17 protein-coding genes are annotated in these 20,904 nt (G+C 64.1%); 14 read left to right on the top strand and 3 right to left on the bottom strand.

Annotated features, from left to right (window positions below; genetic code table 11):
• Window positions 1–40: 40 nt before the first annotated feature.
• A complete protein-coding gene (gene dapD / locus BMX94_RS01595) occupies window positions 41–742 on the top strand; it encodes a 2,3,4,5-tetrahydropyridine-2,6-dicarboxylate N-acetyltransferase (RefSeq protein WP_091002708.1) in 702 nt (233 codons plus the stop codon).
• 81 nt (window positions 743–823) lie between these two features.
• On the opposite strand, the gene thpR is transcribed toward dapD, so the two are convergent.
• Window positions 824–1,462: an RNA 2',3'-cyclic phosphodiesterase gene (gene thpR, locus BMX94_RS01590; protein ID WP_091002706.1), complete on the bottom strand. Its 639-nt coding sequence runs from the start codon at window positions 1,460–1,462 to the stop codon at window positions 824–826.
• Window positions 1,463–1,635: 173 nt separating this feature from the next.
• Between thpR and BMX94_RS10670 the strand changes: the two genes are divergently transcribed.
• The 4 genes from BMX94_RS10670 to BMX94_RS01575 all read left to right on the top strand — a co-directional run bounded on the left by BMX94_RS10670 (window position 1,636) and on the right by BMX94_RS01575 (window position 4,381).
• Entirely contained in the window at window positions 1,636–2,025 is a 390-nt protein-coding gene (locus BMX94_RS10670; protein ID WP_218138433.1) for an alcohol dehydrogenase catalytic domain-containing protein, read from the top strand.
• A gap of 2 nt (window positions 2,026–2,027) precedes the next feature.
• Window positions 2,028–2,738 carry a zinc-binding dehydrogenase gene (locus BMX94_RS01585; RefSeq protein WP_286159985.1) on the top strand — a complete coding sequence of 237 codons (711 nt, stop codon included), beginning with the start codon at window positions 2,028–2,030 and terminating at the stop codon, window positions 2,736–2,738.
• A 112-nt stretch (window positions 2,739–2,850) separates the two neighbouring features.
• Window positions 2,851–3,282 carry a GntR family transcriptional regulator gene (locus BMX94_RS01580; protein ID WP_091002704.1) on the top strand — a complete coding sequence of 144 codons (432 nt, stop codon included), beginning with the start codon at window positions 2,851–2,853 and terminating at the stop codon, window positions 3,280–3,282.
• Complete coding sequence (locus tag BMX94_RS01575) at window positions 3,272–4,381, top strand: DUF1648 domain-containing protein (protein WP_143052239.1); 1,110 nt, start codon at window positions 3,272–3,274, stop codon at window positions 4,379–4,381. The genes BMX94_RS01580 and BMX94_RS01575 overlap by 11 nt, the downstream gene beginning before the upstream one ends.
• Window positions 4,382–4,398: 17 nt before the next feature.
• Here BMX94_RS01575 and BMX94_RS01570 read toward each other — a convergent pair whose 3' ends face one another.
• Together BMX94_RS01570 and BMX94_RS01565 are read right to left on the bottom strand one after the other, a co-directional pair.
• Window positions 4,399–4,641, bottom strand: coding sequence for a diguanylate cyclase domain-containing protein (locus tag BMX94_RS01570; protein WP_286159984.1), 243 nt, complete (start codon window positions 4,639–4,641; stop codon window positions 4,399–4,401).
• A gap of 20 nt (window positions 4,642–4,661) precedes the next feature.
• Entirely contained in the window at window positions 4,662–4,898 is a 237-nt protein-coding gene (locus BMX94_RS01565) for a GGDEF domain-containing protein (protein WP_059054738.1), read from the bottom strand.
• Between the two features lie 38 nt (window positions 4,899–4,936).
• Between BMX94_RS01565 and BMX94_RS01560 the strand changes: the two genes are divergently transcribed.
• The 9 genes from BMX94_RS01560 (at window position 4,937) to BMX94_RS01520 (ending at window position 20,770) form a co-directional block, all read left to right on the top strand.
• A complete protein-coding gene (locus tag BMX94_RS01560) occupies window positions 4,937–5,413 on the top strand; it encodes a sortase (protein WP_082667286.1) in 477 nt (158 codons plus the stop codon).
• A 222-nt stretch (window positions 5,414–5,635) separates the two neighbouring features.
• Entirely contained in the window at window positions 5,636–6,799 is a 1,164-nt protein-coding gene (gene fucO / locus BMX94_RS01555) for a lactaldehyde reductase (RefSeq protein WP_091002697.1), read from the top strand.
• Window positions 6,800–7,157: 358 nt separating this feature from the next.
• Entirely contained in the window at window positions 7,158–8,432 is a 1,275-nt protein-coding gene (locus BMX94_RS01550) for an Mbeg1-like protein (protein ID WP_091002695.1), read from the top strand.
• Window positions 8,433–8,513: 81 nt separating this feature from the next.
• Window positions 8,514–8,843 (top strand): HIRAN domain-containing protein, encoded by a 330-nt coding sequence (locus BMX94_RS01545; RefSeq protein WP_059054735.1) that lies wholly within the window; start codon window positions 8,514–8,516, stop codon window positions 8,841–8,843.
• 91 nt (window positions 8,844–8,934) lie between these two features.
• Complete coding sequence (locus tag BMX94_RS01540) at window positions 8,935–9,312, top strand: YerC/YecD family TrpR-related protein (RefSeq protein WP_091002693.1); 378 nt, start codon at window positions 8,935–8,937, stop codon at window positions 9,310–9,312.
• Window positions 9,313–9,314: 2 nt separating this feature from the next.
• Window positions 9,315–12,596, top strand: a complete 3,282-nt coding sequence (locus BMX94_RS01535) for a PD-(D/E)XK nuclease family protein (RefSeq protein ID WP_091002691.1) — start codon at window positions 9,315–9,317, stop codon at window positions 12,594–12,596.
• Window positions 12,596–16,099, top strand: coding sequence for a UvrD-helicase domain-containing protein (locus tag BMX94_RS01530; RefSeq protein WP_286159979.1), 3,504 nt, complete (start codon window positions 12,596–12,598; stop codon window positions 16,097–16,099). Before BMX94_RS01535 ends, BMX94_RS01530 begins: the two co-directional genes overlap by 1 nt.
• Window positions 16,100–16,267: 168 nt before the next feature.
• Entirely contained in the window at window positions 16,268–20,167 is a 3,900-nt protein-coding gene (gene dnaE / locus BMX94_RS01525) for a DNA polymerase III subunit alpha (RefSeq protein ID WP_091002686.1), read from the top strand.
• Between the two features lie 222 nt (window positions 20,168–20,389).
• Complete coding sequence (locus BMX94_RS01520) at window positions 20,390–20,770, top strand: desulfoferrodoxin family protein (protein WP_091002685.1); 381 nt, start codon at window positions 20,390–20,392, stop codon at window positions 20,768–20,770.
• Window positions 20,771–20,904 lie beyond the last annotated feature (134 nt).

The raw sequence follows: 20,904 nt of genomic DNA, 5'->3' as shown, positions 1-20,904 counted from the left end.
GAAACGAGAACCGCCAGTCGCTGGCGAGAGGAGACTATCCGTGGACGCCCAGGAAATCATCAACTTCATTGCGAACGCGCCAAAGAAGACGCCGGTCAAGGCATACGTCAAGCTTGCCTCTGGTGCGCATGTGGACTTTGGGCCCAGCTCCCACGTCTTTGGGACGGGAGACGTCGTGGTCTTTGGCGACTGGTCCGAGGTCGGGCCGGCGCTCGAGGCGGCGGGTGACGACGTTCTCGATGTCGTCATAGAGAACGACCGCCGCAACTCCGGCGTTCCGCTGCTTGACGTGCGCAACGTGAACGCTCGCATCGAGCCGGGCGCCATCATTCGCGACCAGGTGGAGATTGGCGACAACGCGGTCATCATGATGGGCGCGATCATCAACATTGGTGCGGTCATTGGCGCGGGCACGATGATTGACATGGGCGCTGTTTTGGGTGGGCGCGCCACGGTTGGCGCCCACTGCCACGTGGGCGCTGGCTGCGTGCTTGCTGGCGTGGTGGAGCCCGCGAGCGCGACGCCCGTGGTGATCGAGGACGACGTGCTTCTCGGCGCAAACTCCGTGGTCATCGAGGGGTGCCGCGTTGGCAAGGGGGCCGTTGTGGCTGCGGGCGCGGTCGTCACCGAGGACGTGCCTGCCGGTGCGGTGGTTGCCGGGTGCCCGGCCCGTGTGATCAAGATGAAGGACGAGAAGACCGAGGCCAAGACCGCCCTGGTAGACGCACTACGCACGCTGTAGGCAGGGCGCGACGCGTATTGCCGCGGATTTTGGACGTTTAGGGTGGCCTAACCGTCCGGAATCCGCGGCATTTGCTGTTTGCTAGGCGCGGTGCTCGCTGCCGCGCAACGGCGCGGTGAGGATGGGTGTATAGGTGAGCTGGCCTCCCTCGGGGTGATGGCTCCACATAAGGGCAACCTCCGTGTGGCGCGTCTGGAGCGAAGGGAGCCCACGGGACACCTCATCGCAAATGAGCTGCAGGTCAGGAGTGGCGTTTGCCACAAGGCCCTTGGCCGGCCGCGCACTGCGCACAAGGGTCACGTGCGGCACAAAGGGCTTCTCGTCCACAGGCAGCTCACGCGCCGCCAACTCACGCACGAGCGTCTGCTGCAGGGCGAGAAGCCCCTCTTGCTGAGAGACACCGCGCCATACGATGCCCCCACGCCGATGCTCGAACGCGCCAAGGTCGCCAAGAGAAAGGCTCACTGGGCCGCATTCGCGTGCCGCAGAACGCAGCGCCTCTGCCGCGCGCTGCTCGCCCGCGCCGTCGAGCATCCCGAGAAACGCCATGGTCAGATGGATATTTGTAGTGGGAGTGGGACGCCCAGAGCGAAGCCTTTTCAGTACGGCGTCACGTGACCGCGCAAGCGCCTCCTGTTCCTCTTCCGAGAAGCGCAACGCAATGAAGAGCCGCTTTTGCGTCTGGTCCGCAGAGAGCTGGTGGTTCTCGGCATGCTCCATGATGTCTCCCGTAGCTAGCCTGCAGAGATTGTCCCTACAAGGAAGCCTATCTCAACGAGTGGCTCCGCAGCTCCACTTGCAGGAATGACGAGTTGAACGTCTGCTCTGTGCCCTATAGTCATTCGGTGAGCGGGATAGGCGCCCGCGAGCCACGTGACGTTGGGAGGGTACACATGAGAGTCAGGGCTTTGGTCGTGCACGAGAAAAACGGCCCCTATTGCATGGAGGACGTCGATCTAGACGAGCCGAAGGACAACGAGGTTCTCGTGCGAAACGTGGCCTCGGGCATCTGCCACACCGACGAGTTTGGCCGCTCCCAGGGCGTGCCCATAGCGCTGCCGCTGGTGCTGGGCCACGAGGGCGCCGGCATCGTCGAGCGCGTGGGCGCCAACGTGGACGACCTCAAGCCCGGAGACCACGTGGGCATAACCTACGCTTTCGACAACACCTGCCTGCATGCCAAGCGCACGAGCCCTACTACTGCGAGAACTTCAACCAGATCAACTTCGGCGGCGTTGCCTCCGACGGCACCACGCGCCTCCACCAGGACGGACATGACGTGAGCATGTTCTTCGGGCAGTCCTCGTTCGCCACCTACTCCGTGGCCAACGCCGCATCGGTCTGCAAGGTTGACGATGACGTTGACCTGGGCATTGTTGCGCCTCTGGGCTGTGGCGTGCAGACGGGCGCCGGTGCCATGATCAACGTGGCTCACGTGGACGAGACAAGCGCCGTCGCCGTATTCGGCTGCGGTGCCGTGGGAATGTCGGCCATCATGGGTGCGGCCGTAGCGGGAGCCAAGGTCATCATCGCGGTGGGAGGCAATTCCAAGAGCCTGGCCCTTGCCCGCGAGCTTGGCGCGACCCACGCCATTAACCGCAAGGAGGTGGACGACGTCCCGGCGGCGGTCCACGCGATCTGCCCTGCCGGCGTCGACGTCACGTTGGACACCTCCGGCAACCAGTACATGATGGTCAACGCCATCCGCAGCCTCAAGTTCCACGGAACGTTCCTACCCGTTGCGGCGGCTGGCTGCATCGACCACTTTGACGTGGGCGGTGACATCATGATGCCCATGCGCACCATGAAGGGCACCTGCGAGGGAGAGTCCGACCCCAAGACCTTCGTTCCGCAGATGGTGCGCTGGTACAAGGAGGGTCGCTTCCCCGTGGACAAGATCCTCTCGTTCTACGACTTCTCCGAGATTGACAAGGCTCTTGAAGACACGTCTAGCGGAAAGGCCATCAAGGCCGTACTCAGGATCTCGAAGCAGTAGGACGCGTATTGCTGGCGATTGTTGTCGGGCCTCCTCCGTCTGGTTGACAGGATTGTTCTAACTGTTATAGTTCAAATAGAACAAATGCTGTCGCCGCGGAGGGGGCTTTGCCATGCCCATCGTGATAGACCAGATGTCAGAGGATCCCATCTACCAGCAGATTCGCACACAGGTGATAGGGGCCATCGCCACGGGAGAGCTGTCTCCCGGGGAACCTCTCCCCTCGGTGCGCTCGCTTGCGCGCGACCTTGGCGTGAACCTCCATACCGTGAACAAGGCATATGCCGTCCTGCGCGACGAGGGCTACCTCATCATGCGCGGTCGGTCTGGCGCCTTTGTCGCAGACATACGGGATTCGCCCGTGCACCATCTCACGGCCGAGCAGGACTGGCTCATGGGAAAAGAGCTGAGGCGACTAGCGGTAGCCTTCCGGGCTCGCGGGGGTTCGGAGTCTGCGTTTGTGGAGGAGGCGGCCCGCCAGGCGCGCGCCGCGTTCCAGGCGGAGAAGACCTTAGTCAAAGGGGCTGGTGGAGATGAGCGCTGAGTCTATCCTTGAGGCGGTCATGATTCTCGTCTTGGTGCCAGCGTGCGGCATCGTCTTCGCCCTGACTCCCTGGATCACGTCGAAGGGAGAGCTCTTCTCGGTGAGCGTTCCTACCGCGGCGGCGAGCGACCCACAGGTTCGGTCACTCAAGCGCGGTTACTCACAGTGGATGCTCGTCCTAACTGCCGCGCTCACCGGCTTGGTCATCTATGCGTTCGCCGCGGCTGATGAATACACCGCCGCACTTGTCATCTGTGTGGCGACCGCAGCCCTGGTGCTCGTGGGCTACCTCCTCATGCTGCGCTGCAGGGACAGGGTGCGTAACCTCAAGAAGGTCCGCGGCTGGGTAGCCTCAGCCCAGGAGCACGCGGCCATGTTGGTCGGTGACGGCGTTCCCATGCCGGCGTCGCTGAGCTGGGAGCTTCTGAACTTGCTGCCCATAGCCGCATCGTTGCTCATAGCAGCGCTGGGCTACGACGGGGCGCCGGACCTCATTCCCATCCACGAGGGCTTGGACGGAGTCGTGAACGGCTGGGCTGAGAAGTCCGTTCTTACGATGCTCCTGCCGATTCTGTTCCAGCTGGCGATGGCAGGTACGATGACCGTTGTCCACGCCATGATCTTGCGGTCAAAGCGTCCCGTGGATCCGCGACATCCGGCGTCGAGCGCCTTCGCCTACGGTGCCTACGTGCACGCCTGGAGCGTGTGCTGCGTGTGGATGGGCCTGGCACTGAACGCGTCCGGGATGGTGCTGGAGGCATCCCAGGTGGGATGGGTCTCGCTGCACGTTGCATCCACGGCGATCACGGCCGTCACGCTGGCAATTCTCGTCCCTTGCTTGGTCCTGGCCGTTCGCTATGGGCAGAACGGCACGAGGCTCCTTGCGCGGCTGCCGGAGGACCTCGCGCTTCCCGCGGACGAGGACGACCGATGGTATGGAGGCGTGTTCTACGTCAACCGAGAAGACCCGTCAGTAGTGGTGCCCAAGCGCTTTGGGATTGGCTGGACGCTCAACATGGGAAGGCCCGCTGGCTGGGCCATCGTGGTTGGGTTCATCGCCATCTGCATCGTGTCCATTGTGGTGGCTGCGCAGGGGTAGGCGAGGCGCCGCCCTGCTCAACGGGTGCCCTTCTCCTGGTAGAGGTGTTTGTCGGCGTACTTGAGCGGGTCCTCGTAGGTCTTTGCGCCATCCGTTTGCACGCTCGAGAACCCAACGCACAGCGTGGGGGCCTCAAGTCCCATGGCATCTGCAAGATAGCTCAGGTTCGTCTTGGCGTCTTCGAGGCAGGCGAGAAGCCCCTTCTCGTCCTGCGAATCGGAGATGGCCGCAAACTCGTCGCCACCCATACGGAAGCACAGCGCGTGGCTCCCAAATCCCCCTAGAGAGCCTGTCCAATGCAGCTCAGAATCCGGTTGCCCGCGTCGTGGCCATACGTGTCGTTGAATACCTTGAAGTCGTCTACGTCGACGATGAGCATGGTCGTTGCGTCCCTCGGAACCCCTTGGCGCACTCGCGAGAACGCCCGCATGTTGCCCAGTCCTGTGAGGGCGTCCGTCGACGCGAGGGTCTCGAGGCCCTCCTCAGCCTTGTCACGCCTCAGGCGCTCGGAGTACATGAGTACGCAGACGGCATCTCCCTACGACATCCCTTCCCATTGGAGGCCCCTCAACGCACTGTGTCCTCGCAGGTCATACCGGTCTGCCATCCGCCAAGATCCTGGGTGACATCGACCAGCTCAAGGAGGGGGACTGGTTCATCATCCCCGTTCTGGGGGAGGACCACGCCTACCGTGTGACCAGCACCGAGGTCGTGCTTCCTACAGAGACGCAGAGCCTCGTCACACAGGACGGAAAGGACCTGGTGACGCTTGTCACCTGCACGCCGTATGGCGTGAACACGCACAGGCTGCTTGTCCACGCGGAACGCTGCGACGTGCCCCAGGAGTGGCTCGACATGCAGGACACGGCCGATGACGTGCCACTGCTCAGTCCTGCTGACGAGAGCGCGCCCCTCATCGTCTTCTCCCTCATAGGCCTTGGCGTGGGCATCGGCCTGCTCGTCCTGCGCTGGGCAGTCGTACGCAGGAGAGACCGAGACTCTTCCTACACGCCATGCCACGAACGCAAGTAGCGTCTTGGCCCTATCTCGTCTCAAGCCCCTCCGTTCTTTATCGGTATCCGTGAACGGGACGTCGCATTTGCCCAGTTGGCGAGCAGAGCATTCCCAGATACCGATAAAGAAGGCTGATTGGGGAGGCTCACCAGTCTGGCATCCCTCTCGTTGGGTAGATTGGTCCCTGGCATGTGCCCGGCGGCATGGGCGCCGCCGGAATCCAACGGAAAGGAAGAGCCAATGGCCAATCGCTTTGTCCTCAATACCATCTCGTACCACGGCTCCGGTGCCATTAAAGAGATCCCCGGCGAGTTGAGCCGTCGCGGCCTCACTAAGGCGTTCGTGTGCTCTGATCCTGATTTCGTGAAGTTTGGCGTCACCGCCAAGGTAACCGACCTCCTTGACGAGGCGGGCTTCCCCTACGTGGTCTACTCCGAGATCAAGCCCAACCCCACCATCAAGAACGTGCAGGATGGCGTGGCCGCCATGGCGGACTCCGGTGCTGACTGCATCATCGCCATCGGCGGCGGTTCCTCCATGGACACCGCCAAGGCCATCGGCGTCATCCACGAGAACCCCGAGTTCGCAGACGTCCGCTCGCTTGAGGGCGTGGCGGACACCAAGAACCACGCCACCTTTACCATTGCCGTGCCCACCACGGCAGGCACCGCGGCTGAGGTCACGATTAACTACGTGATCACCGATCCCGAGAAGGTCCGCAAGTTCGTCTGTGTGGACACCAATGACATTCCTGAGGTCGCCGTCGTCGATCCGGACATGATGGCTTCGATGCCCGTTGGCCTCACCGCAGCGACCGGCATGGACGCGCTCACCCACGCAATCGAGGGCTACACCACCAAGGGTGCCTGGGAGCTCTCTGACATGTTCCACCTCGAGGCCATTCGCATCATCTCGCACAACCTGCGCGAGGCCGTGGCCGAGGCCAAGTCCAAGGAGCCGGGCGAGGGCCGCAAGGAGATGGCGCTGGGCCAGTACATCGCCGGCATGGGCTTCTCCAACGTTGGCCTGGGCATCGTGCACTCCATGGCGCACACCCTCTCGGCGCACTATGACACCCCGCACGGTGTGGCCTGCGCTATGCTCCTGCCTGTGTGCATGGAGTACAACGCCGACGCCTGCGGCGAGCGCTATCGCGAGATTGGCCGCGTGATGGATGTGGCCGACTGGGATACCGACCCCATCGACGTGGTGAACAAGAACGTGGTTGCCGCTGTTGCCAAGCTCGGCGAGGACGTGGGCATCCCCAAGACCTGTAACGGTCTGGTGGAGGCCGACCTCGACCAGCTCGCAGACGACGCTGCCGCCGACGCGTGCTTCCCCGGGACGCCCAAGCCGGCAGACCACGAGACCATCAAGGCGCTGTTCCGCAAGGTCATGGCGTAGGCGAGAAGGACTCCGGACTACGGCCCGGCTGGGGCTTCCCGGCCGGGCCGTTTTTCTCGGCTGGGCGCAGTCCTTGGCCCTGCAAGGGAAGACTACGGCTGAGAAAAAACACGCCGCCGAGAAAACCTGCGGTTTAATAGCACCCTCCGAGAAGGCAGCGGGCCTTCTACCTGCGGTTTCTCTCAGCGGCGCCCCAGGCTAACTGCTATTAAGTCGCAGGTTTGGTGAGAGGCGGATCGACGACGGGTCGACACCACAGGCAAACTGCAATTTAGCCTCAGATTTCCCCCACCTGCACGCGTTCGTGGCATACTGCCTCATACCAACTGCTCGTCTAGCCTTGCACGGAGGGACGCCCATGGCGAACATCCACGACTACCTTGACCTTCGCGCCGACATCACGCTAGGGGAGCGGCCGTTCAACGTGGTCGACGGCCTGGTGCTTTCGGTGCTCTCGTACGTCGACTTTTCGGGCATCGTTCCCGGGGAGGGGGAGGGGCCGGTCAACATCTCGTACGCCTGCGACGCCCTGCTTGACCGCGCTGGTGGCGACGTCTCGCCCTACGTGCGCTCGCTCGCCAAGATCGATGAGCGCTACCTGCGGCTCCTTGGTGCGTCCAAGCGCTTTGGGCAGGCTGGCGTTGAGGACTACGTGGACGTCTTCGACCACGATCGCGACCTTCAGTTTGCCGCACTCACGGTGGACCTTCCGGGCGGGATGCGCTTCGTCTCCTTTAGGGGGACGGACAACTCCCTCGTTGGCTGGCGCGAGGACTTCATGCTGAGCTTCGAGGTCACGGAGGCACAGCGCTTGGCGGCGGAGTACCTGCTGAGACAGGCGCGCCGCGCCAGGACCGAGGGCGTGTGCCTTATGGTGGGCGGCCACTCGAAGGGAGGCAACCTCGCGAGCTTCTCGGCGGTGCTGCTGCCCGACGACCTGCGTAACGTGATCGAGCGCGTCTACTCAAACGACGGCCCACTCATGGCGCCGGAGGTCGTGCCTCTGAGCTGCCATGATGTGTACGGCGAGCGTTTCGTGCGGATTGTCCCCACCTACAGCGTGGTGGGCATGCTCTTCGACGACCCCGCCGAGCCCAAGACCATCGTGCGGAGTACCGGTGACGGTGCCCTCCAGCACGACCCCACAACCTGGCAGGTCCACGCCGATTGCCTGGACGAGGCAGACGACCTGCTCCCCCAGTGCAAACTCGTGAACGCCATCTTTGACAAGTGGATGCGCGGGGCCAACCTTGCCGACCGCGAGCTCTTCACGCGTCAGGTCTTCGACGCCTTCGAGGCCGGGGGAGCGACAGCCTTCGACGAGGTCGTGGGCAACCCCGCAGGCGCCCAGCGCGTGCTCGCTGCCCTGAGGGATGCCGACCCCCGCACCAAGGAGCTTCTCGGCGAGCTGGTGCAAGTTGCCGCCGACAAGACCTGGGACGCTACGGTGGCGGCAGTCGCAAGCGCAACACGTGCGGCCTTGAATGCCGTGGGGGCAATGCTTCCGCAGCGCAGACCGGCAGGCGAGAGCGAGGCTGGCGAGAGGGACGAGAAGCACGTGGGAAAGGATGCAGACGCTCCGACGTCCAGCCCTACATTGCCTGGTGACGGGGAAGGAGCCTCTCCTCGCTGAGGCTCTAATTAATGTCGCTCCCCTGTTCCATACTGCAGACAACGCAGAGAAGGGCCCACAGGGCCCGGAACGGAGGAAACCATGTACGAACCTTCTCGTCTCATCCAGTCGTTCTTCATTGCGGGGTTCCAGTACTACGATGGCGCGCTTGCCCTCTCCAGCCTCAAGCCGGGAGAAACTGGCCTCGCGCTTGTCCCTGAGCCGGACAACCCGCATGATCCCGATGCCGTGGGCGTCTACTTTGATGGCCTGAGGCTGGGGTACGTTCCTGCTGACGAGAACAGCATTGTGTCGCTCATGTGCCGCTTTGGGCACGCGGACGTTTTTGAAGTTCGGGTTCTACAGGTCAAGGCAGACGCCGACCCGTGGAAGCAGGTGCGTGTGGGCGTCTATGTCACCGACGCGCGATGACGGCGTCGTCCCCTCGGCACTTTGATGCGCTAAAGTGGTTTCCACGCACGTGACGCTGCACATTGGCACAAAGTGGCGCGGGAGGGTGTGGATGGCGCGAGACAGCAGAACGCGTGACAACGCGAGTAACCCCGAGGAGACGAAGCGGCTCTGCGAGGCCGTGTGTCTCGTGAAGACACCAGAGGAGGCCGTCGCCTTCCTCGCTGACCTGCTCAGCCCACACGAGATGTGCGACCTTGCGCAGCGCCTTGAGGTGGCAACGCTCCTTCGGTCGGGGAGGTCCTACGTTGACGTCTCGAGCACCACGGGGGCATCGTCCACCACGGTGAGCCGCGTCTCAAAGTGCCTGCGGGGCGAGCGTGGCGGCTACCGACTTGTGCTGGAACGCCTCGATGGCGCTGCGGACGCTGCGGAACATGCCGGAATCGAGAAGGACTGGGATTCAGAAAAGCAGGGAGACAAGGGCTAGGGATGCTTCACATTGCGACAACTGCCGAGGAGTGCCTGGCGAGCGCAGAGGTGCGTGCATGCCTGGGGGAGGCGCTGCGCACCCACGGTACGGCAACACTTCTGGTTTCGAGCTTTGCCGACCAGCTGGTTGCCCAGAAGGAGCTCTCTGCATATCCTGCCCTCTCGCTTGGTGTGACCGTAACCACGCCCGCTGCGTGGGCAAAGGAGCGCTGGGAGGTCTGGGGAGACGGAACGCACGTGGTCGAGCCTCTCGTGAGGACCATTGCCGTGCAGCGTGCCATCGTGCAGGCACCCCAGTCGCGCCGCCGCGGTGTGTCGTTCAACGCGGGTACGGTTCAGCTTCTCTCGTCGCTGGCGCGCGGGGCGCTGCCGTGGCTTCCCCTCGATCCCGCGGGCGAGCCAAGCGAGCTTGCCTGCCATGAAGCCGGGCTCACCGATGCCGAGGTGGGGCTCGTTGCGCTTGCGGGGGAGTATGCGCGCATCATTCACGGTGCGGGATACGTGGAGGAGTCCGAGGCCATGGCGCAGGTCGTTGACGCCCTTGCCAAGGGACTTGTTGACCCGGGGTGCGTGTGCGTGGCTGGCTTGGGCGAGGCTTCTCGTGCCACGCGCGAGCTTCTGGCAGACCTCGCCTGCGCAGGAGAGCTCACCATTGTTGCCCAGACGGGAAATGACGCTGCCCTCGCGGCTCAGGGCACGACCATCGCGCTTATCGAGGAGGCGGTCGCTGCACGTGGAGGCAGCGTTTCTCGGATGGGCGAGAACAGCCCCGAGCCGGGGGAGAGCCATGTGAGGGCTCCTGAGCTCCAGAGCGTCGTCCGCTCGATCTTTGGTGTCGAGCCAGGTGTCGTACCTTCCGGTGCGGTGGAGCTTCTCGTGCCTGCCGGCCCCCTCGCCGAGGCAGAGCTCGTTGCGGCCCGCGTCGTCGAGCTTGCGGAGGCGGGCGCCCGCAACGTGGTTGTGGTTGCGGCGGATTCCGAGCGCGCCTGGCGCGAGCTCTCTCCCAAGCTCTTCTCGCGTGGCGTGACCTGCGAGGCGGAGCTTACGTCCCGCGCTGACCGGCTCGAGGCTGGCAGGGCCTTCCTCGAGTTTGCTAGCTCGGTTGCGCAGCTCTCCGAGCTAGCGGCGACATGGCCGCTGTCACAGCAGAGCCCCGAGGGCGAGCTTGTCGTTCTGGGTGACATGTCCTGGTGGCCGCCACGCGCGCTGGCGGACTTCCTACGCCAGGACGTCGCGCACGTCCCCACGGAGCGCGCCGTCTCGCTTGACCGCGCGTGGCGCTCAGACCGACTGCTCACTCCTGCGGACGTCCTCGAGACGCTCCAGAACCCCAAGGCCACGAGTGCGCCTGTTGCTGCTGCCACCAGGGAGCTCCTGCGCGGACGCGTTGGCTCTGCGGCGTCGAAGCTCCTCGCTCCCTACCTGCAGGACAAGGAGCTCGCGCCGGCGGACCTGGTGCCCGACGAGGCTGGCCTCGAGCTGGTCCCCGTTGCCTCGGAACAGAACCGCCTTGCCGACGAGCGTGCCATCGGCGTCCTGGATGCGGTGCTGGGCATAGCGGGCACCCTCAAGGACCTTGGGGTTACGGCAGACCCCCAGGCCGCAAGTCAAGTCTCGCTTTCCACGTTGGTCGAGCTCTGCGCACAGGCCATGTCACAGACGAGCGTCATCGTGCGGCCGGGTGCCTGGGCCGGCAACGACGCTTGCCGCTGCAGGATCTACGGTCGCTCACGGGCGGCAGGACTTGCGCCCCTCTCGGCAGACGCCCTTGTCTCGTGTTCCATGACCTCGGCCGAGTGGCCGGTGGGAAACGGTGACGACGTTCTTTCAGCGCTTCTCGAGCGCCTGGGGATAGAGCCAAAGGCAGACCCCTCTGCCCACGAGCGCTCAGTTTTCTGGCGCATGCTGCGCGTTCCTCGGCAGACGCTCATCGTAGAGAGATGCGGGGTGGACGGCTCGGGCAGCCCCTGCTATCCCGCCGTCATGCTCACGGAGCTTCTCTCCTGCTACGGCGAGGAAGCTGCCGAGAAGGACAAGGGCCTTCCCACGCGGTCGCTTGGCGAAGACCGGGCAGACGCAAACCTGAGCACAAGCGGGCGCGGCATGGATGCTGTTGGCAGAAGCGACCCCTCTCCCGCCGGCAGCATCTCTGGGGCCAATGCGGCCCTCGTGGTAGTGCCACCTACGGGTAGGGTTGACCTCGTCGAGGGAAAGCCGCTCCTCTCTGCCTCGCAGATTGAGTCGTACCTCGAGTGCCCGTACAAGTGGTTCAGCCTTCGCCGCCTGCGCCTGCAGGACTCCGACGCCGGCTTTGGCCCCATGGAGATGGGAACCTTTGCCCACCGCGTCCTTGAGGTCACGCACGCTCGCCTGCTTGCCGAGGCGCGCGAGCGCTCTGGCATCGCGGAGGGCACCCCCCTCGACCCGTGGGTCATGCTTCCTGGCTCCCGCGTGCTCGAGGACGATCCCGAGGGCCTTGCCCACGCGCACGAGGTCCTTCTCGCCGAGTTTGAGGAGCATCTGCGCCACCAGAGTCTGAGGCAGGGCAAGCGCAGTCGCTACCAGGCGTTTGTTCCCCACAACTCCGCAGACGAGTCACAGCTGGCGCAGCTTAGGCACGACCTCGAGACGGCGCTCGACTACGAGGCGGGCCTCTTTGTTGGCTTTGAGCCACGCTTCTTCGAGTGGGACTTTGGCACGCAGAGCGAGCCCGTGGAGTACGCGGGTGCGTGGATCTGCGGCACCATTGACCGCGTGGACGTTGACGCTCACCAGCAGGCCGTAGTCATCGACTACAAGCACAAGGGACCCGTAGGCTTTGCCAAGGAATACGGCGTGACGCCCGTTAGCGCTGCCGAGGCGGAGGGTTCGACAGACGAGAAGAACGCCGCACCCTACGGTCTGCCCCGTCGCGTCCAGTCGCTCATCTACGGGCAGGTGGTGCGCCGCACACACCCGGAGCTCAAGGTGCGGGCGGCGGTCTACCTGGGAACGCGAGGGAGCCACGCCGTGGGTGGTGCCATTCTGGAGAACTCCCTCGACCGTGTGCTTGGCAGTCACGCCCCCTTAAGGGACGGCTCGCTCGCCGCCTACGCGATTGGCGACCGTGACTCCTACGGCATGGAGGGCGAGTGTGGCATGGAGGCGTACCTAGATGCCACCGAGGCGGCAATTGCCGAGAAGGTGGCCCAGCTCCTTGCCGGAAACGTTGAGGCGAATCCGCTCGACGCCGCGGCATGCTCGTACTGTCCCGTTATGAACTGCGAGAGGAGGCTCTCCTAGTGTCGGGCATAGACCTCTCAACCCTCAATGAGCGCCAGCTCCAGATTGTCTCGACGCTCGACCGGCCGGTCTTTGTCGAGGCAGGTGCCGGCTCCGGCAAGACGTTCACTCTCACGCGCAGGATTGCATGGGCGCTCTCGCCGGGCTCCGGCGTGGGGGACGCTCCGTTCGTGGACGACCTGAGCCAGGTCCTGGTCATCACCTTCACCAACGCCGCCGCACGCGAGATTAAGGAGCGCGTCCGCTCGACGCTTCGCCAGGCGGGCATGCGCGAGCAGGCGCTCATGGTCGACTCCGCATGGATCAGCACCATTCACGGGATGTGCTCGCGCATCCTGAAACGCCATGCGCTTGACCTGGGGATAGACCCTTCGTTCAAGGTTGCTGGCGTCAACGAGGCGCGGGCCCTTCTCGAGCAGGCGACAGAGGAGGTCGTAGGCGCCGCGAGCCACGACCATACAAACGAGGTGCTCAACCGCGCCTTCCAGGAGTACAGCTACGGCACGCTTGGAGGGGCTACGCCCTTTGGCGTGGTATCCATGGTCCTGAACGTGGTGAATGCCGCGCACTCCTCGCCGGACGGCTTCGATTCGCTTGTCACGGTGGGGGAGCCGGACGTCGAGGGCTCAGTCGCACGCCTCAGGGAGGCCATCGGTGCGCTTGGGGCGCAGTCTGGCATTACGCCCTCCGCGCGCGAGGCCGTGATGACAAGCCTGGGATTTCTCGACGGGTTTCTCTCGGCGCCTCCCAGCCAGCGCACGCCGGAGGCTGCCGCGGCAGCGCTTGCCGGGGTAAAGCTCCCCAGTGCACGGGCAAAGGCGATAAAGGAGCTTGTGCCCGAGGCAAAGCACGCCTTGGGCGAGGCGATGCTCGAGGCCGCGCTTGCGGGCAGCGCACCGCTGGGAGACGCCCTTGTTGACCTGGCACGCAAGGTAGACGAGCGAAACCTCCAGCTCAAGCGCGAGAAGTCTGTCCTCGACAACGATGATCTCGTCTCTCTCGCCCTTCACGCCGTGCGTGACAATCCCGTCGTGGCCGCCGACTACCGCGGGCGCTTCAAGCTCGTGATGGTCGACGAGTCGCAGGACACCGATGCCAGGCAGCTCGAGCTCATCACGCTCCTGTCGGGCGACGGTGCGCGCCACCTCACCACAGTGGGCGATGCCCAGCAGAGCATCTACCGGTTCCGTGGCGCGGACGTGGGCGTGTTCCGTGCGCGAGGCGAAGAGGTCCCGCAGGAGGACCACGTGCGCCTGGACGTGAACTACCGCAGCCATGCCGACGTCCTCTCGTTTGTGGATGCCGTGTGTGGCGGTCCAAGCGGTGTGGTCGACGGCTTCATGCACCTCGAGCCCAACCCCAAGCGCAAGGATGGCTACCGGGCTCGTTGCCTTCCGCGCGTGGACGTCGAGGTGACGCTTGCCAGGCGAGGCATGGCGGCGCTTGCCTCTGCCACGTGCGCAACGCAGATCGCCGACCGCCTTGCGGCGTATGCCGCGGCAGGGCAGAGCCCATCTGACATGGCGCTACTCCTTGGCGCCACTGGCAAGGCCGACCTCTACATCGACGCCCTGCGCTCGCATGGCCTCGAGTGCGTGGTCACCGGAGGCTCGACCTTCACGCGCACCTCCGAAGTCAAGGTCATGGCCGCCCTGCTCCACGCGCTTTCCAACCCCCACGACACCCAGCCGGGCCTCTTCCCGCTTTTGGCATCACCCATGTTCGAGCTTGACGCCAACGACTTTGTCCAGCTGGGGACGCGCAGGCAGGACATGGTTGACGCTCCCACCAAGCGCGCTATCGACCGTGGCCTTCAGACCATGTCGTTCTATGGCGAGGCGGAGCCGTCTCCACGGCTGAGGGCTGCGCACGAGGTTCTCTCTCGCGCGCGCCTGGCCTTGCGCAAGCATCCCGTTGCTGACGTCTGCCTGCAGGTGGTGCGCGAGTCTGGGTGGCTTCGTCGCCTGGAGGGTGCCGGCACCGATGGCCTTGCACAGGAGGCAAACATCCTTGCCGCGGTGCGCTACATTCGCGAGCTTACACAGGACCTGGGCCTTGGCCCGGCCCGCGCCGCGCTTGAGTTTGACCTCTGGCTCGAGGCTGCAAAGGTGCCACCCGCCTCTCTTGCGGGCGGATCTTCGAACCAGGTGCAGATCATGACCGTGCACGCCTCGAAGGGCCTCGAGTTCCCCATCGTGGCCATCGCCGAGTGCTGGGCTAACCCGCGCCCCTCTGGCGCCGTGGTCACCGGTCGCGTGGACGCTCGCAGACGCGGCATCATCGTGAAGCCCAAGGGGCTCAAGGTCCCCAAGGACCTCACCGCTGAGGAGAACCCCCGCAGCTGCGCGGAGTGGCTCCTCTCGCTCACCGAGGATGGTGCGGATCAGGAGGCTGCCGAGAAGACCCGCCTGCTCTACGTGGCGCTCACGCGCGCGCGGGAGGCGCTGGTCCTGGGCGTTGGCATCACACAATCCGCCTCGGGCGCCTCGCCGGCGCTCGCCGCGAATGTGCTTGGGGCGCTTGTGGGAACGACCGCGCCTGCGCCGGGCGTGAGTTCGATAGAGTACGGAGGAAGCGAGCCGGGGCGGCTGAGGTGCGTCTCCCTTGAGCCCTGCGAGGAAAACGGGGGAAAGGGTGCCACGCTTGACTCCGCCGGCAGCTTCTTTGATGGCACCGTCGTAAACACGGACGAGGTCATAGGCATCGGCGCCACCATCGAGGTTCCGGAGCCTGCGGGCTTCTCGCTTGTCTCGCCAGACCCAGATCCTGCGACGCCTGCCGTCACCATGTGGCGACCCCGTGCGGGTGTCTTCAGCTACTCGAGCGCCCACGCGCAGATGCTCGGGGACTTCTCGACGGCAGATGACGCGTCGATGGATGATGCGGGTCCCGTCACCGGTGTGGCAGCCTTGCCCTCGCGTGCCGAGCGCGATTCCATGCAGGAGGGCGCTCCGGTGGTGGGGGACGCCGACAAGGCCACGGGGCTGGGGTCGGCCTTCCACGAGCTTGCCCAGTCCATGGTCGAGGGTGGCCAGCGCTTTCCGCTTCCGGAACGCATTGCTGCCACCAAGCGCTTTTGGCACCTCTCAGAGCGGGCGGGCAGCAGGCTCGACGAGGCGCTTGCGCGCTGGTGGGGCTCGGACGTGCGCAAGGAGGCGCTCTCGCATGCCCTCGTGCGTGCGGAGGTCCCCTTCTTCCAGCGCGTGGACTCCGCCTATGGCGGCTACGTGGAGGGAGCTATCGACCTTCTCGCCACAGACCCCGGCTCTGACCACGCGTTTCTGGTGGACTACAAGACGGGCGACCGAGGCCTGGGCGCTCACGCTCTTCACCGGCGCCACGAGATGCAGGCAAACTTCTACGCGCACGTCCTCATGGGGCTTGGCTTCACCTCGGTGAGTTGCCGCTTTGTGTGCGTCGAGCTGGATCGTACGGACGCGTCCGGCCAGCCCGTGGTGGTGCCCTACGAGTTTGACGCCATGCATCCGCCGCGCATGGGATAGTCCTCGCGCACCCGTCGCGAACCAGAACAACGTGTGGAGCCTCTGCTCGATTTCTACCTGCGGCAACGTCATTGCCGCAGGTAGAGTGGGGTATAGGTCAAAGCTCGCGCCGCATTCCTTCTGCTATGCTGTGCCAAACACCACAGCATCACCCGGTATGGAGAACATATGGCATTCGTTCACCTACACAATCACTCGGACTTCTCGATCCTCGATGGCGCCACGCCCATTCCCCGCATGGTCAAGCGCGCCATTGACGAGGGGATGCCTGCCGTTGCCCTTACGGACCACGGCTACATGTTTGGCATCCCCAACCTCGACCTGGAATGCCGCAAGTACAACGACGGCCAGGCCAACATGAAGCAGTGGCGCCACGACGTCGAGTGCTTCAAGAAGAGCTGGGACCTCGAGGAGCCCGAGCCAGACGCAGACGACGCGAGCTATTTCGATCGCGTCCACGACCAGTGGGCAAGCGACGTGGCCGTGTGGGAGTCCTCTGGCCACGACCTTGCTGCGGTCCAAGCAAACCGCCCACGCCTCAAGGTGAAGCCCATCTTTGGCTGCGAGGCCTACTTCATCACCGATGACTGCATCGAACGAGGCACAAAGCAGCGCCGCTACCACCTCATCCTTCTTGCCAAGAACGAGACGGGCTACCACAACCTGGTGAAGTGCATGTCCAAGGCTGCCGGCCACGAGATGATGTACTACCGGCCGCGTACCACGCTCGACATGCTCAAGGAGTACCACGAGGGCCTCATCTGCCAGAGTGCCTGCGTTCAGGGCATCATTCCCCAGTGCATCCTGGATGGTGACTTTGACGGAGCACGCAGGTGGGCAGAGACCTTCCGTGACGTCTTCGGTGACGACTTCTACATCGAGATCCAGGATCACGGCCTCACCTTCCGCAATGGATGGGATGACCGCAAGCTCGACGAGTACCTGGTCAAGATGGCGCACGAGATGGGCGTGAAGGTTGTTGCCACCAACGACTTCCACTACCTCACGCGCGAGGATGCCCCTACGCAGGACATCCTTTCCTGCATAGGCAAGGCAACCACCCTCGATGACCCCAACCGCATGCGCATGGAGGGCTCGGAGTTCTACATGAAGTCCGAGGACGAGATGCGCCAGCTCTTCTCCTGGTGCCCCGAGGCCTGCGACACCACGCTCGAGATTGCCGACAAGTGCAACTACGAGCTCGACTGGACCCACATGTACCTGCCCGAGTACCCTGGCCTGCGCCCTGGGGAGACGGCTGACGAGCGCTTCCGCGAGGAGTGCGAGAAGGGCCTTGCCAAGCGCTACGGCGAGAACTGGCGCGACCTCACAATCGGTGGCTGGAACGTCAAGGACCGCTTCGAGCACGAGTACAAGATCATCACCGAGAAGGGCTTCGCGAACTACTTCCTCATCGTGCAGGACTACGTGCAGTGGGCCAAGGACAACGGCATTGGCGTGGGACCAGGCCGCGGGTCTGCCGCCGGCGCCATCGTCGCGTACGCCATGAACATCACGAACTTCGACCCGCTCGAGAACGGCCTCATGTTCGAGAGGTTCCTCTCGCCGCAGCGCTCCGAGATGCCCGATATCGACATGGACTTCGACGACGAGCACCTCCAGGACGTCCTGCAGCACGTGCGCGACGTCTACGGCGAGGACCACGTCTGCAAGGTCATCACGTACTCCACCATCAAGGCCAAGCAGGCCATAAACGACGCCAACCGCGTCCTGGGCTTCCCGGTCTACAAGGGCCAGCAGCTCTCGAAGATGCTCTCGAACGATCCCAAGCTCCAGCTTGCCAACGCCCTCCACAAGAACGAGAAGAAGCCCGACCAGTACTCGCCGGACTTCGAGGAGGCCTACAACAAGGATTCTGACGCCCACCGCATCATCGACGCAGCCCTCTCCATCGAGGGGTTCATGCGCGGCGAGGGCGTCCACGCCTGCGCTACGCTCATCGCTCCCACGCCCGTGACCGACCACGTGCCCACCAAGCTCGACACCAAGGGAAACGTCACCATTACCCAGTACGAGGGCCACTCCGTCGCGGACATGGGCCTGCTCAAGATGGACTTCCTTGGCCTGCGCACGCTCACGGTCATCAACAAGGCGCTGGCCAACATCCGCCACTCCTACCCCAACGCCTCTGACATCGACCGCATGCCGGAGGCGGTCAAGGCCTGCATCAAGCCTGGTGCCACGTGCGTGGACATCGATGTGGACAAGGTCGACTTCTCTGATCCCAAGATCTACGAGCTTCTCGGCAAGGGCCACACAGCCGGCGTCTTCCAGGTCGAGTCCGCGGGCATGACCGCCACGATCAAGAACATGCAGCCTAACGCCTACAAGCAGATCGTCGCTCTCATCGCCCTGTACCGACCGGGCCCCCTGGGCGCCGGCATGGTCGACAGCTACATCAAGCGCATGCACGGCCAGGAGAAGATCTCCTACTACGACGACCGCCTGAAGCCGATTTTGGAAGAGACCTACGGCACCATGGTCTACCAGGAGCAGGTCATGCAGATCTCGATGAAGATGTCGGGGTTCACGGCCGGCGAGTCCGACTCGCGCATGCGCAAGCCGGTGGCAAAGAAGAAGATCAAGATGCTCACCGACCAGGTCTTCCACTGGGAGGGCAACGGTGCGGACGAGACGATCTATGACCACTGGATGAACGGTGCCGTCTCGAACGGCTACAAGCGCGAGGTTGCGCAAGAGATTTGGGAGAACGTTCTCGAGTTCGCCTCCTACGCATTCAACAAGTCGCACTCTGCCGGCTATGCCATCCTCGTCATGCAGACCGCGTGGCTCAAGGCGTACTTCCCGCGCGAGTACATGGCCTCTGTCCTCACCTCCTACATGGGCAAGACCGACAAGATCGTGCACTATGTCACGAGCTGCCGTCGCGAGGGCATCCAGGTCCTGCCGCCCGACATCAACGAGTCGGGCAAGGACTTCACGGCAACGGCCGAGGGCGTGCGATTTGGCTTTGCCGGCATCCGCGGCGTGGGCGAGGGCGTGGGCGAGTGCATCATGGCCGAGCGAGACGCCCACGGTCCCTTCAAGAACCTCCACGACTTCTGCGAGCGCGTGGATGGCTCGCAGGCCAACCGACGCGTGGTCGAGTCCCTCATCAAGGCAGGCGCATTCGACTCCACGGGCTACACCCGCATGCAGCTCATGCACTTCGTCGACAAGAACAACCCCGAGAACATCATCGATGCCGCGGCGCGCCGCCAGAAGGAGCGCGCGGTGGGGCAGTTCTCGATGTTCGACATGTTTGGCGACGTTGAGGGCTCGGGCTTCCAGAACGAGGTCCCCGCGCCCGACGGCGTCGAGTGGGACCGTCACATCAAGCTCGCGCAGGAGCACGACGTGCTGGGCATCTACGTTTCCGACCATCCGCTTCGCCCGTACGCATATGCCCTCGCCAAGGCGCGCGACTACACCATTGCAGACCTCTCGGTCTCGGAGGAGTACACCGATCCCAACACCGGTGCCACCACGGAGCGCTTCAAGGTCCCGGAGGACAAGCCCATCCGCCTTGCCGGCATGGCCACCTCGGTCCAGAAGAAGACAACCAAGAAGGGTGACGCCATGGCCATCGTCACCCTCGAGGACATGGAGGCCGAGACCTCGCTCGTGATCTTCCCCAAGACCTACAAGGAGTGCGCCGCCACGCTTGCCGGTGAGGTCGACCCCGAAACCGGCGAGAGCACGGGCGACATCTTCATCAAGGTCGTGGGCCGTCTTGAGCGAGGCGACCGCGGCGACCAGCTCATCTGCACGTCAGTCGAGCCCCTCGAGCTCAACGACAAGACCAACCGTCCCAAGGTGCTCGAGATAAACATGCCCGCAAATCTCCTCACACGCGGTCGCATGGACAACTTGGGCGAGATCCTTGGCCGCTATCCCGGTCTCGACCGCGTGGAGCTGCGCGTGGAGAGCGCCTCTGGTGATGTCATGCGCATGGAGCTCCCTACGCGCATCGATGCGCACAACATGGTCCTCATGGCCGAGGTCATCGACCTTATCGGCCGCTCTGGTCACGTGAAGGTGGCCTAGGAGTCGCACGGCACAAACGCTTGTGGTCGCGCCCCTCGGTAACGAAGGGCGCGCCTTTCCGTATTGGTGAACCTTATATGTAGGTTTGAAGATAGCAATTATAGGTGTGCATGAATCGGCGTGCGGTGGGGGACAATAGCCATAGTGGCGGTCGCGATGCGGCCGCAGGCAGTGGCGCGTTCCTGCGGGGACGCGCCAAAGCAAAGAAGGAGAGGATATTCCATGGCAGATGTAAAGATTTATCGCTGCAAGCACTGTGGCAACATCGTCGTGAAGATCGTTGATGGCGGCCCCACGCCGGTGTGCTGTGGCGAGCCCATGGAGGAGCTCGTTGCCAACACCACCGACGCCGCCGTCGAGAAGCACGTTCCCGCACTGACCGTCGAGGGCGACCGCCTTGTTGCCCGCGTTGGCTCCGTCGAGCACCCCATGACCCCCGAGCACTACATCGAGTGGCTGCTCTTCGCCGATGGCACCAAGACCGTCGTTCGTTACCTCAAGCCCGGTGAGGCCCCCGAGGCCCGCTTCCACCTGGGTGAGGGCGGCAAGGCTACGGTCTACGCCTACTGCAACCTCCACGGTCTCTGGAAGGCCGAGCTCTAGGCCAAGCGGAGCTCTCAACCGCACCTTTGCTCGACGTGCCGCCCTGGCAATGCTGGGGCGGCACGCTTCTCTCTAGGTGGCGCGTGCGAGCGGGGCGGGGATACAATCAACGGCAGGTTATGGAAGGCATGGGA

The sequence above is a fragment of the Olsenella sp. KH3B4 genome, from assembly GCA_900111695.1.
In the GTDB taxonomy this organism is placed as follows: domain Bacteria; phylum Actinomycetota; class Coriobacteriia; order Coriobacteriales; family Atopobiaceae; genus Tractidigestivibacter.
Note: the sequence above shows the minus strand (reverse complement) of the source record. Positions and strands in the feature narration are given on the sequence as shown.

Coding starts and splice junctions, on each gene's coding strand:
- BMX94_RS10670 (WP_218138433.1), top strand. CDS start 1,636: ATGAGAGTCAGGGCTTTGGTCGTGCACGAGAAAAACGGCCCCTATTGC.
- BMX94_RS01575 (WP_143052239.1), top strand. CDS start 3,272: ATGAGCGCTGAGTCTATCCTTGAGGCGGTCATGATTCTCGTCTTGGTG.
- BMX94_RS01565 (WP_059054738.1), bottom strand. CDS start 4,898: ATGTACTCCGAGCGCCTGAGGCGTGACAAGGCTGAGGAGGGCCTCGAG.
- BMX94_RS01540 (WP_091002693.1), top strand. CDS start 8,935: ATGGCGCGAGACAGCAGAACGCGTGACAACGCGAGTAACCCCGAGGAG.
- fucO (WP_091002697.1), top strand. CDS start 5,636: ATGGCCAATCGCTTTGTCCTCAATACCATCTCGTACCACGGCTCCGGT.
- thpR (WP_091002706.1), bottom strand. CDS start 1,462: ATGGAGCATGCCGAGAACCACCAGCTCTCTGCGGACCAGACGCAAAAG.
- BMX94_RS01535 (WP_091002691.1), top strand. CDS start 9,315: ATGCTTCACATTGCGACAACTGCCGAGGAGTGCCTGGCGAGCGCAGAG.
- BMX94_RS01580 (WP_091002704.1), top strand. CDS start 2,851: ATGCCCATCGTGATAGACCAGATGTCAGAGGATCCCATCTACCAGCAG.
- BMX94_RS01520 (WP_091002685.1), top strand. CDS start 20,390: ATGGCAGATGTAAAGATTTATCGCTGCAAGCACTGTGGCAACATCGTC.
- dnaE (WP_091002686.1), top strand. CDS start 16,268: ATGGCATTCGTTCACCTACACAATCACTCGGACTTCTCGATCCTCGAT.
- BMX94_RS01585 (WP_286159985.1), top strand. CDS start 2,028: ATGTTCTTCGGGCAGTCCTCGTTCGCCACCTACTCCGTGGCCAACGCC.
- BMX94_RS01550 (WP_091002695.1), top strand. CDS start 7,158: ATGGCGAACATCCACGACTACCTTGACCTTCGCGCCGACATCACGCTA.
- BMX94_RS01545 (WP_059054735.1), top strand. CDS start 8,514: ATGTACGAACCTTCTCGTCTCATCCAGTCGTTCTTCATTGCGGGGTTC.